The 12,117-nt window shown below is 38.7% G+C and carries 7 protein-coding genes, 2 tRNA genes and 1 rRNA gene; all 10 read right to left on the reverse strand.

The window, feature by feature from the left end; all coding sequences use genetic code 11:
* Positions 1-6: 6 nt before the first annotated feature.
* Positions 7-82 (reverse strand) — tRNA-Ala (locus tag MHI34_RS07275).
* Positions 83-94: 12 nt separating this feature from the next.
* Positions 95-171: transfer RNA gene (locus MHI34_RS07280), tRNA-Ile, on the reverse strand.
* A gap of 94 nt (positions 172-265) precedes the next feature.
* A 16S ribosomal RNA gene (locus MHI34_RS07285) occupies positions 266-1,817 on the reverse strand.
* Between the two features lie 429 nt (positions 1,818-2,246).
* Positions 2,247-3,329 carry an HD-GYP domain-containing protein gene (locus MHI34_RS07290; protein ID WP_036119578.1) on the reverse strand — a complete coding sequence of 361 codons (1,083 nt, stop codon included), beginning with the start codon at positions 3,327-3,329 and terminating at the stop codon, positions 2,247-2,249.
* A gap of 142 nt (positions 3,330-3,471) precedes the next feature.
* On the reverse strand, positions 3,472-5,940 hold the full coding sequence (gene gyrA / locus MHI34_RS07295; RefSeq protein WP_271911986.1) for a DNA gyrase subunit A: 2,469 nt from the start codon (positions 5,938-5,940) through the stop codon (positions 3,472-3,474).
* 25 nt (positions 5,941-5,965) lie between these two features.
* Positions 5,966-7,900 carry a DNA topoisomerase (ATP-hydrolyzing) subunit B gene (gene gyrB / locus MHI34_RS07300; protein WP_340833591.1) on the reverse strand — a complete coding sequence of 645 codons (1,935 nt, stop codon included), beginning with the start codon at positions 7,898-7,900 and terminating at the stop codon, positions 5,966-5,968.
* 92 nt (positions 7,901-7,992) lie between these two features.
* The gene (gene recF / locus MHI34_RS07305; RefSeq protein WP_036119574.1) at positions 7,993-9,108 is read right to left on the reverse strand and encodes a DNA replication/repair protein RecF; all 1,116 of its coding nucleotides are present in this window, start codon (positions 9,106-9,108) and stop codon (positions 7,993-7,995) included.
* A gap of 3 nt (positions 9,109-9,111) precedes the next feature.
* The gene (gene yaaA / locus MHI34_RS07310) at positions 9,112-9,336 is read right to left on the reverse strand and encodes a S4 domain-containing protein YaaA (protein WP_036119572.1); all 225 of its coding nucleotides are present in this window, start codon (positions 9,334-9,336) and stop codon (positions 9,112-9,114) included.
* A 111-nt stretch (positions 9,337-9,447) separates the two neighbouring features.
* Complete coding sequence (dnaN, locus tag MHI34_RS07315; protein ID WP_036119570.1) at positions 9,448-10,584, reverse strand: DNA polymerase III subunit beta; 1,137 nt, start codon at positions 10,582-10,584, stop codon at positions 9,448-9,450.
* Positions 10,585-10,753: 169 nt separating this feature from the next.
* Positions 10,754-12,103, reverse strand: coding sequence for a chromosomal replication initiator protein DnaA (dnaA, locus tag MHI34_RS07320; protein WP_036119568.1), 1,350 nt, complete (start codon positions 12,101-12,103; stop codon positions 10,754-10,756).
* Between the last annotated feature and the right edge of the window lie 14 nt (positions 12,104-12,117).

A 12,117-nucleotide genomic window follows, 5' to 3' on the forward strand; every position in this document is an offset into this window, starting at 1 on the left:
AAAGATTGGTGGAGCCTAGCGGGATCGAACCGCTGACCTCCTGCGTGCAAGGCAGGCGCTCTCCCAGCTGAGCTAAGGCCCCAAGAGGTATATATGGTGGGCCTAAATGGACTCGAACCATCGACCTCACGCTTATCAGGCGTGCGCTCTAACCAGCTGAGCTATAGGCCCTCTTGGAAGTTTTATATTATTTAATAAACCTTCAAAACTGAACGCAAAACGTAATCTTACAAACCCTAGGTTTGTATTCCGAAATAATCCTTAGAAAGGAGGTGATCCAGCCGCACCTTCCGATACGGCTACCTTGTTACGACTTCACCCCAATCATCTATCCCACCTTCGGCGGCTGGCTCCAAAAGGTTACCTCACCGACTTCGGGTGTTACAAACTCTCGTGGTGTGACGGGCGGTGTGTACAAGGCCCGGGAACGTATTCACCGCGGCATGCTGATCCGCGATTACTAGCGATTCCGGCTTCATGTAGGCGAGTTGCAGCCTACAATCCGAACTGAGAACGACTTTATCGGATTAGCTCCCTCTCGCGAGTTGGCAACCGTTTGTATCGTCCATTGTAGCACGTGTGTAGCCCAGGTCATAAGGGGCATGATGATTTGACGTCATCCCCACCTTCCTCCGGTTTGTCACCGGCAGTCACCTTAGAGTGCCCAACTAAATGATGGCAACTAAGATCAAGGGTTGCGCTCGTTGCGGGACTTAACCCAACATCTCACGACACGAGCTGACGACAACCATGCACCACCTGTCACCGTTGCCCCCGAAGGGGAAACTATATCTCTACAGTGGTCAACGGGATGTCAAGACCTGGTAAGGTTCTTCGCGTTGCTTCGAATTAAACCACATGCTCCACCGCTTGTGCGGGCCCCCGTCAATTCCTTTGAGTTTCAGTCTTGCGACCGTACTCCCCAGGCGGAGTGCTTAATGCGTTAGCTGCAGCACTAAGGGGCGGAAACCCCCTAACACTTAGCACTCATCGTTTACGGCGTGGACTACCAGGGTATCTAATCCTGTTTGCTCCCCACGCTTTCGCGCCTCAGTGTCAGTTACAGACCAGATAGTCGCCTTCGCCACTGGTGTTCCTCCAAATCTCTACGCATTTCACCGCTACACTTGGAATTCCACTATCCTCTTCTGCACTCAAGTCTCCCAGTTTCCAATGACCCTCCACGGTTGAGCCGTGGGCTTTCACATCAGACTTAAGAAACCACCTGCGCGCGCTTTACGCCCAATAATTCCGGACAACGCTTGCCACCTACGTATTACCGCGGCTGCTGGCACGTAGTTAGCCGTGGCTTTCTAATAAGGTACCGTCAAGGTACAGCCAGTTACTACTGTACTTGTTCTTCCCTTACAACAGAGTTTTACGAACCGAAATCCTTCTTCACTCACGCGGCGTTGCTCCATCAGGCTTTCGCCCATTGTGGAAGATTCCCTACTGCTGCCTCCCGTAGGAGTCTGGGCCGTGTCTCAGTCCCAGTGTGGCCGATCACCCTCTCAGGTCGGCTACGCATCGTCGCCTTGGTGAGCCGTTACCTCACCAACTAGCTAATGCGCCGCGGGCCCATCCTATAGCGACAGCCGAAACCGTCTTTCAGTGTTTCACCATGAGGTGAAACAGATTATTCGGTATTAGCCCCGGTTTCCCGGAGTTATCCCAAACTATAAGGTAGGTTGCCCACGTGTTACTCACCCGTCCGCCGCTAACGTCGAAGGAGCAAGCTCCTTCTCTGTTCGCTCGACTTGCATGTATTAGGCACGCCGCCAGCGTTCGTCCTGAGCCAGGATCAAACTCTCCATAAAAGAAATTTGAATAGCTCAAATTGTTTTGCTGGCATCATTTTGATGTCCAAAATTTTGTTTTGTTCACTAACCGAAGTTAGTTACTAAAAACTTTATTGATTACGTTTTGCTTGTTCAGTTTTCAAGGTTCATGTTCATTATTTCACTGTCACCTCTTGGCGACTCATTTATAATATCAAGATTCTAAAACTATGTCAACACTTTCTCCGAAAATATTTAAATGCAATATAATTAAATGCGTTTAAACACCATCATAGCAAATAAGACTACTACCTAATGGATTAATATTGTCTGTTATTTTATAAAAATATACTATCCAGACACTTAGTAAAGAAGATGCAAACTATACTCAACATGGACACATACTTTACTAATGGCATTAAGGGTCAAAAAATGGCAAGCCATAATATATGGTTTGCCCTAATATTTTTAAAGACTTGTTATAATTCGTGAAATATAAAAACTACGATTTTTTCCTAAATCGAAAATTTCTCCTGAATGGATTAATTTAATGAGTGGACGTGTTGGTGCAAATTTATTTACAAACATTACTTCACCACGTTCCAAATTAGACAGTTCAACAATCGTACCTATAGGAAGATCTGCAACAATATCGATTAAAGCACGTACTACTTTAATATCGAACTTCCCAAACTCAGATTCATTAATCATTTCTATAACTTTAAATGAAGATTGTTTTGATCTATATACTCGTTCACATGTCATAGCATGAAAGACATCTGCCACAGCTATAATTTGAGCAAAAATTGAGATATTAGCGATCTTTTCACCTTTCGGATAGCCGCTTCCATTTAAACGTTCATGGTGTTGGAAAATTGCCTCTTTCATTGTCTCCTTTAAAATCGTTAAATCTTTTACCATATTATAGCTATAAATTGGATGTTTATAAATTTCATCATACTCTTGCTCTGTTAAAGGTGTCTTCTTATCTCTAATACGTGGGTGTACTTTAGCCATACCACAATCAGCTAATAAACCACCTATTGCAACTTGAATGGTAATCCCTCTATCATAACCAAGCTTTTGAGCAATCACTGCGGAAATCAAACCAGTTGCAACACAATGGTGATACAAGTAGTCTTTCGCATTTGAATACTCATTTAAATCAAATATAATTGTACGATCATCTAGGACCATCTCTACTAGAGGTAAAATAATTGTCCTTGCCTTGGCAATATCTACTTTTGCTCCGGCTTCCCAATTTTTAAATTCTTTTTTGAATTGTTCAACAGAATTATTATAGACTTTTCTAAAAGTCGGTATTTCTTCTATCACAACCTCAACATCATTTTCTTTCTTCTCTACTCGAGTATCGTTTTCATTTTTATAAACGGGGACGTTGAAAATATTAAACGCATGAAATACTTGCAAATGTACGTAGGAAATCATCGTATCTTTAAAAATGATTGGATACTGTGTATTAGCAAAAATATCTTCAGAAATTACTTTACCAACGCCTAACTCTGAAATCGGAACATATATAGTTTCCACGAAATGAACACCTCTCCACTGTTTCTTGCTTCAAATAAGGTATCTTCATTTTATCATGGAATTCTAAATAATTACTTATTTTTCATTATTTACGTAAAAAAAACCGATGAACGACATGTAATTCTGTCGTCATCGGTTGAAATTATTCCTCTATTTCATCTTCTTCGTCTTCTGGAGACTCTTCAGCTTTTTCAACTTTAGCTACAGTCGCAACTAATTCGTCGTCTCCTAATCGAATTAAACGAACTCCTTGCGTACTACGTCCAATTAATGAAATATCATTGATATCCATACGGATCAACATACCGTTGATTGTAATAAGCATGAGATCTTCAGAACCATCAACTGTTTTCACAGCTACCATAGGTCCATTTTTATCTGTAATCTGGATGGTTTTCAGACCTACACCACCGCGACTTTGTAAACGATATTCATCTTCAGAAGTACGTTTACCGTAACCTTTTTCAGTAACTACTAAAATTTCTTGCCCTGGTTCAACAATCTCCATGCCTACTACTTCGTCACCATCACGTAGCTTAATGCCTCGCACTCCACCAGCTGTACGACCCATAGAACGAATGTCATCTTCTTGGAAACGAACGAGCATACCATCGCGTGTACCAATAATCACTTGCTTATCTCCATCTGTTAGACGTACAGAAATAAGATCATCATCTTCTCGTAAGCTAATAGCTATTAAACCATTTGTTCGAATGTTAGCAAATTGTGAGACAGGTGTACGTTTCGTAATACCTGTTTTCGTCGTAAAGATAAAGTAAGCATCTTCATCAAACGATCCAACGCGAATCATGGCTGTTACTTTTTCACCTTTATCTATGTTGAGTAGGTTTACAATTGGTAATCCTTTAGCGGTACGACCGAATTCTGGAATTTCATATCCTTTTGCTCTAAATACTTTACCTTTTGACGTAAAGAATAAAATTGTATCATGGGTAGAGGTATTCATTAGATGCTCTACAAAATCATCTTCGTTTGTACCCATTCCTTGTACACCACGACCACCACGCTTTTGACTACGATATGTATTCGCAGCTAAACGCTTGATATAGCCATTATGTGTTAAAGTAATAACTGAGTTTTCAACAGGAATTAAATCCTCATCCTCAATCATTTCTAGACCACCAGATGTAATCTCAGTACGGCGTATATCATTAAAACGTTCTTTCACCTCTAAAATTTCAGTACGAATAATATCCACAATTTTTTCTTCATCCGCTAAAATTGCTTTTAAATCCGCAATAAGAATTTGAAGCTCTTGATATTCTGCTTCAATTTTTTCACGTTCTAATCCACTTAAGCGAACTAAACGCATATCTAAAATAGCTTGAGCCTGGCGCTCTGATAAGCTAAAACGCTCCATTAATTGCGGCTTTGCTTCTTCGCCGCTACGTGAACCACGAATAATGGCAATTATTTCATCAATATGATCGAGTGCAATTCGTAAGCCTTCTAAAATATGAGCACGATCTTCAGCCTTTCGAAGTTCGAATTCTGTACGACGACGAATAATTACCTTTTGATGCTCTAAATAATGGTAAAGCATTTCTTTTAAGCCCAATACTTTTGGTTGACCATTTACTAATGACAGCATATTGATACCAAAGCTTGATTGCATAGCTGTTTGTTTATATAAATTATTTAAAACTACATTAGCGTTGGCATCTTTACGAACTTCAATGACTACTCGCATACCACGACGGTCAGATTCATCACGTAAATTTGTAATACCATCTATTTTTTTATCACGTACAAGCTCTGCGATTTTTTCAATAAGCTTAGCCTTATTCACTTGGTAAGGTAATTCATGAATAAGAATGGTCTCCTTACCATTTGACTTTTGCTCAATTTCCACCTTCGCGCGAATAATGATGGAACCACGTCCAGTTTCATAAGCTCTGCGAATACCACTACGCCCTAAAATCAATCCTCCAGTAGGGAAATCAGGACCTGGAATAATATCCATTAACTCCTCAGTAGTAATGGCTGGATTTTCAGAAAGTGCTATAACAGCATCAATTGTTTCTCCTAACTGGTGAGGAGGAATATTCGTTGCCATACCAACGGCAATTCCCGCAGCACCGTTCACTAAAAGGTTTGGATAGCGACTTGGTAAAACAATTGGTTCTTTTTCTGATCCATCATAGTTATCAGTGTAGTCAATTGTATCTTTATTGATATCACGAAGCATTTCCATAGCTATTTTAGACATACGTGATTCTGTATAACGCATGGCTGCTGCTCCATCACCATCAACAGAGCCAAAGTTTCCGTGACCATCAACAAGCATATAACGATAACTAAAATCTTGCGCCATACGTACCATTGCATCATAAATGGATGAGTCACCATGTGGATGGTACTTACCCATTACATCCCCAACAATACGTGCTGATTTTTTGTAAGCTTTATCTGCGGTGTTACCTAATTCCTGCATCCCATATAAAATACGACGATGAACTGGTTTTAATCCATCACGTACATCAGGTAATGCACGCGATACAATTACACTCATTGCATAATCAAGAAAGGATGTTTCAATTTCTTCTGTGATATTAACTCCTTTAACACCGGAGCGTTCTTGTTCTGACAAAGTGTAGACCTCCTCTCAAGAAAAATTAGATATCTAAATTAGCGTATACGGCATTTTCCTCGATAAATTGACGACGAGGTTCAACTTCATCGCCCATTAAACGCTCAAATGCTTGGTTAGCTTTAATTGCATCATCTAATTCTACTTGTAATAATGTGCGGTACTCTGGATCCATTGTTGTTTCCCAAAGTTGCTCAGCGTTCATTTCACCAAGACCTTTATAACGCTGCACATTTGGTTTTGGCATTTTTGGTAGTCGTTCTATAATTTCTTTTAATGTTTCTTCATCGTAGCAGTACTCAATATGCTTACCTTGTTTCACTTGATAAAGTGGTGGCTGTGCAATATAAATATAGCCTGCTTCTATAAGTGGTCGAAGGAAACGGAAGAAGAATGTTAAAAGTAATGTACGAATATGTGCTCCATCGACATCGGCATCTGTCATGATAATGATTTTATGATAACGAGCTTTTTCTAAATTAAACTCTTCACCAATACCTGTGCCGAATGCTGTAATCATTGCACGAATTTCCGCATTCGATAAAATTTTATCTAGTCGGGCTTTCTCAACGTTAAGAATCTTACCACGTAAAGGCAAAATCGCTTGGAAGTGACGGTCACGTCCAGATTTAGCCGAACCGCCGGCTGAATCACCCTCAACAATATAAATTTCACAATCAGCGGGGATAGTAGAAGAACAGTCAGCTAATTTCCCCGGTAAGCTTGATACTTCAAGTGCATTTTTACGACGAGTAAATTCACGTGCCTTTTTCGCAGCTACACGTGCACGGGCAGCCATTAAACCTTTTTCTACAACCTTACGAGCAACAGTTGGATTTTCTAACATAAAACGTTCAAAGCCATCTGAGAATAATGAATTAGTAATTTGACTTACTTCTGAATTCCCTAGCTTTGTTTTCGTTTGTCCTTCAAATTGTGGATCTGGATGTTTAACAGAAACAATAGCTGTTAACCCTTCACGTACATCCTCGCCTGTAAGATTGGCATCAGATTCTTTAAGCAATCCATTTTTTCGAGCATAGTCGTTAATAACACGTGTAAGGGCTGTTTTAAAACCAGACTCATGTGTACCGCCTTCATACGTATTAATATTATTAGCAAATGAAAAAATATTAGAGGAGAATCCAGCATTGTATTGCATAGCAATTTCCACTGAGATGCCATCCTTCTCTCCAAGAACATCAATTGGATCATGGATTGGCTCTTTAGATTGGTTTAAATGCTCAACATAAGATCGAATACCACCTTCATAGTGATATGTAGTTGAACGAATCTCTTCTTCTCGTTCATCAGCAATCGTAATCTTAATACCACGATTTAAATAAGCCAATTCTCTAATACGATGAGCTAAAATATCATATTCATAAACAGTCGTTTCTTTAAAAATTTCTGGATCAGCTTTAAATCGCGTTGTTGTACCATTGTGGTTTGTTTCACCGATCACCATTAATTCTTGAACAGTTTTCCCACGTTCAAACTTAATTTCATGAATATGACCTTCACGATGAACCTGAACAATTGTTTCAACAGAGAGTGCATTCACCACTGATGCCCCAACTCCATGAAGACCACCAGAAACTTTATAGCCTCCACCGCCAAATTTACCACCAGCATGTAAAACTGTCATAATAACTTCAACAGCTGGCTTACCCATTTTTTCTTGAATGCTAACTGGAATACCTCGACCGTTATCTTCTACGCGAATCCAGTTCTCTTTTTCAATTGTTACTTGTATATCTGTACAAAATCCTGCAAGAGCTTCATCGATACTATTATCAACAATTTCCCATACTAAATGGTGAAGCCCTTTAGAACTTGTTGAACCGATATACATCCCTGGTCTTTTACGTACTGCCTCTAAACCTTCTAGTACCTGTATCTGATCGGCTTCATAAGCTTGGTTTTGTAAACCTTCGTTCTCTATAGCCACGGCTTTCATCTACTCCTTCATAACATCATTGTGTGTAAATGAATGAACAGTCAACCGAGCTGACTATTACCATTCTTTTGTAATCTAAAAAACTACCCTGGCTAACTTTTTTCAATCGCACCTTGTTTCACGTGGAACAGTTGAGCCTGTTCCATCGTTTCATGATGAATTCCATCCACACTTGTAGTTGTTACAAAGGTTTGGACTTCACCTTGAATGGTATTTAATAAATGCGATTGACGATAATCATCGAGTTCCGACAAAACATCATCTAAAAGTAGTATGGGTGTTTCTTTTGTTTCTTGTTTAATTAATTCAATTTCAGCAAGCTTTAAAGACAATGCAGTTGTACGTTGTTGTCCTTGAGAGCCATAAGTTTGAACATCATAGCCATTTACTAAAAACTGCAAATCATCACGGTGTGGGCCAACAAGTGTCACACCCCTGTCAAATTCACGTTCTCTCGCTTCAATCAATTTTTGATGTAAAGTATTTTCAATTTCACTGGTAGAGTGTTCTTTTTCAATACCAGCTACCGTACGATATTTTATAACCAGTGTTTCCTTACCTTGTGATATGCCTGCGTGTATAGGTTCTGCCCACTCCTGCAATAAATCCATAAATTGAAATCTTTTACGAATAATTTGGGTAGCTGCATGAATATATTGTTCATTGTAGACCTCATACATCACATCATTTGACATGGACTTGCCTTGATTCATCTTTAAGAAATGATTACGTTGTTTTAAAACTTTTTGAAAGGTCAATAAATCATGTAAATAGACAGGCGAAATTTGCCCAATCTCCATATCAATAAAACGTCGGCGTATTTGAGGACTCCCCTTTACAACGTTCAAGTCTTCTGGCGCAAACATAACAACGTTCATTTGACCAATATAATGACTGAGGCGACTTTGCTCTATATGATTTATCTTGCCCTTTTTACCTTTCTTTGTAATCGTAAGTTCGATTGGTAAAATACCATGCCTTTTTTTAACGGCCCCTTCTATTTTACCATAGTCTGAATCCCAACGTATCAATTCTTTATCGTTCGTTGTTCGATGGGATTTAGCCATTGCTAAAACATAGATGGACTCCATAACATTTGTTTTTCCTTGAGCATTTTCACCAATAAAAACATTAATTTTTGGAGAAAAGTTTAAAGCTAAGGCATCATAGTTACGATAATTTGTAAGTTTTATTTGCTCAATATACATAATTTATTGTCCAGCTGGTCCTACGATTTGGAAGCGACCACATCCGGGAATATTTATAACGTCTCCGTCACGTAATTTTCGACCTCGACGATCGTCTACTTCTCCATTTACATATACAGCATTTTCTTGTAAAAACCACTTGGCCATGCCACCTGAACTAATGGCATCAGTGATTTTTAAAAGCTGCCCTAACGTGATGAACTCCTCATCAATTTTAATGTCCTGCATAGTGTGTTTCCCTCCGAATACAGACTGTCTATCTCTCTATCATACCTAAAATTACGCCATAAGTAAAAAAAGATAGTCACAATAGCGACTATCTTAGCAGTTATGAAATTTTTAATAAGTTCGTACAGGTAAAATCAATTGTAAAATAGCATCATCGTGAACGGAGCGTAAAATAAATGGTCTCATCGCTCCTGTAAATTGAATAACTACATCTTGGCCATCAATTGCTTTTAAAGCTTCCATCATATATTTTGCACTGAAGGAAATTTTCAAGCTTTCTCCTTCTAATGATTCAACAGGAATTTCTTCTTGCACTTTACCGATCTCAGGAGAATTAGAAGAAACTTCAACTGCTTGGTTATCTAATATTTCAAAACGTACAACATTGTTACGATCTCCTCGTGCAACAAGTGACGCACGATCGATAGCTTGTAATAAAGCTTTACCGTTAATCGTTACATTTGTTTGATATTCTTCAGGGATTAAACGCGTTGTATCTGGGTAATTGCCTTCCAGTAAACGAGAGAAGAATAATACATCACCAGTTTTAAATAATACTTGCTGGCTTGTAATAACAATTTGCACTAGATTTGTTGAATCTTCTAGTACTTTATTTAATTCATTTAAACTTTTCCCTGGAATAACTACGCTATGTTCAACTTCTGGTAAATTTTCCAATTGCACTTTACGTCTTGCTAATCGATGACTATCTGTTGCAACACAGATTAAAGTTTCGTTTTTGATCTGCCAGTTTACACCTGTCAACACTGGTCTACTTTCAGAAGTGGCAACAGCAAATACTGTTTCACGGATAATTGTTTTTAAAAGATCAGCCGGAATAGTAAATTTTTGATCTTCCGTTAATTCTGGTAATAATGGGTACTCTGCTGCATCAGAGCCAATTAGATGGAACTCAGATTTACCTGAACGAATATGCGTTTGGAAACCTGGTGTTACTTGGATTTCAACATCGTTTGTTGGTAATTTACGTACAATTTCATTAAACATACGTGCTTGTACAACAATAGATCCTGTTTCAGTAATGTGAATAATTTGTTGTCCATCTTCCTCTACTGGAATAAATGTTTGAATTGTAATATCAGCATCACTACCTGTTAAGCGGATACCTTCCTCTGTTACATCAATTTTAATCCCCGTTAAAATCGGAATAGTTGTTTTTGAACTTACTGCTTTCATGACATCATTTAAACCCTCTAATAAACGGTCACGTAAAATATCAAATTTCATTCTATTTCCCTCACATATTTATATTATTTATTTATATAAAATAAAAAGATATAGTAATAGGCCCTGTGGATTTGTGGATAAGTGTATTTTTATGAATAAAATCAGTCTATCCACATGTAGATAGACTGTGTATAAGTTTGTGTTTAAATAGTTGGTTTGTCCACAGTAATTACTTACCTAACATACTACGAATTTGTTTAACATCTTGTTGTAGTTGAACGTCATCTTTCAACATAGAAGATATTTTTTCGTGTGCATGGATGACAGTCGTATGGTCGCGACCACCAAATTCTTCGCCGATTTTCGGCAGCGAAAAATCTGTTAATTCGCGTGATAAATACATAGCGATTTGACGTGGGAAAGCAATTAATTTTGTACGTTTTTTGGCAGAGAAATCTTCTAAACGTATATTAAAATGTTCCCCTACTGCATTTTGAATATCTAGTATTGTCACTGCTCGCGGCTTTGAATTTGGGATTATATCTTTTAATGCCTCAGCTGCTAATGTTGCCGTAATATCTTTGTTCACCAGTGAAGAATAGGCGACGACGCGAATAAGCGCACCTTCAAGCTCCCTAATATTGGAGTCAATCTGGTTCGCAATATAAAGCATTACTTCATTTGGTACCTCTAGACCATCTGCTTTTGCTTTTTTGCGCAAGATAGCTATACGAGTTTCCAAATCAGGCGGCGCAATATCAGTTATTAACCCCCACTCAAAGCGTGAACGTAGACGATCTTCCAATGTTGGAATTTCCTTAGGAGGACGGTCACTGGATATAACAATTTGTTTTGATTCTTCATGTAAAGTATTAAAAGTGTGGAAAAATTCTTCTTGAGTTGATTCTTTTCCAGCAAGGAATTGAATATCATCAATTAGCAGTACATCCACGTTGCGGTACTTATTGCGAAAATCAAGTGCTTTGTTATCACGAATAGAGTTAATAAATTCATTTGTAAATTTCTCGGATGATAAGTAGACTACTTTTGCATTTGGATTATGTTCTAAAACATAATGGCCAATCGCATGCATTAAGTGTGTTTTACCTAGCCCAACTCCCCCATAAATAAAGAAAGGATTATATGCCTTTGCAGGGGCTTCAGCGACAGCTAACGAGGCAGCGTGTGCAAAGCGGTTACCAGAGCCAATAACAAACGTATCAAAAGTATATTTCGGATTTAACATACCTGGTGAAATATCATGGTGATCGTTATTTTTCGCTTGGATAATCGGCGCCGGCAAATCGAAATCGTCCGAATCCTGGTTTTTTTGAACAACAAATTTAATAAGCAAGTCTTCGCCTGTAAGCTCCGTTAATATACCTGTAATCAAATGAATATAATGATTCTCAAGCCAGTCTCGAGCAAACGAATTAGGCGCAGCTATTGTCACAGTGGAACCACTACCATTATAAGATAGTAGTTTTGTAGACTTTAGCCACGTTTCGAAGCTTGGTTTAGAAATTTTTTGTTCAACTTGAGCCAGGACATTATTCCATAGTTCTTCTAAATGTTCCAAGCTGCTAATCTCCT

Source organism: Lysinibacillus sp. FSL L8-0126 (assembly GCF_038630385.1).
GTDB classification, from domain to species: domain Bacteria; phylum Bacillota; class Bacilli; order Bacillales_A; family Planococcaceae; genus Lysinibacillus; species Lysinibacillus fusiformis_D.

Excerpts from the sequence above, each read along its gene's own strand:
- gyrB (WP_340833591.1), bottom strand. The coding sequence starts at position 7,900 with ATGAAAGCCGTGGCTATAGAGAACGAAGGTTTACAAAACCAAGCTTAT.
- recF (WP_036119574.1), bottom strand. The coding sequence starts at position 9,108 with ATGTATATTGAGCAAATAAAACTTACAAATTATCGTAACTATGATGCC.
- yaaA (WP_036119572.1), bottom strand. The coding sequence starts at position 9,336 with ATGCAGGACATTAAAATTGATGAGGAGTTCATCACGTTAGGGCAGCTT.
- dnaN (WP_036119570.1), bottom strand. The coding sequence starts at position 10,584 with ATGAAATTTGATATTTTACGTGACCGTTTATTAGAGGGTTTAAATGAT.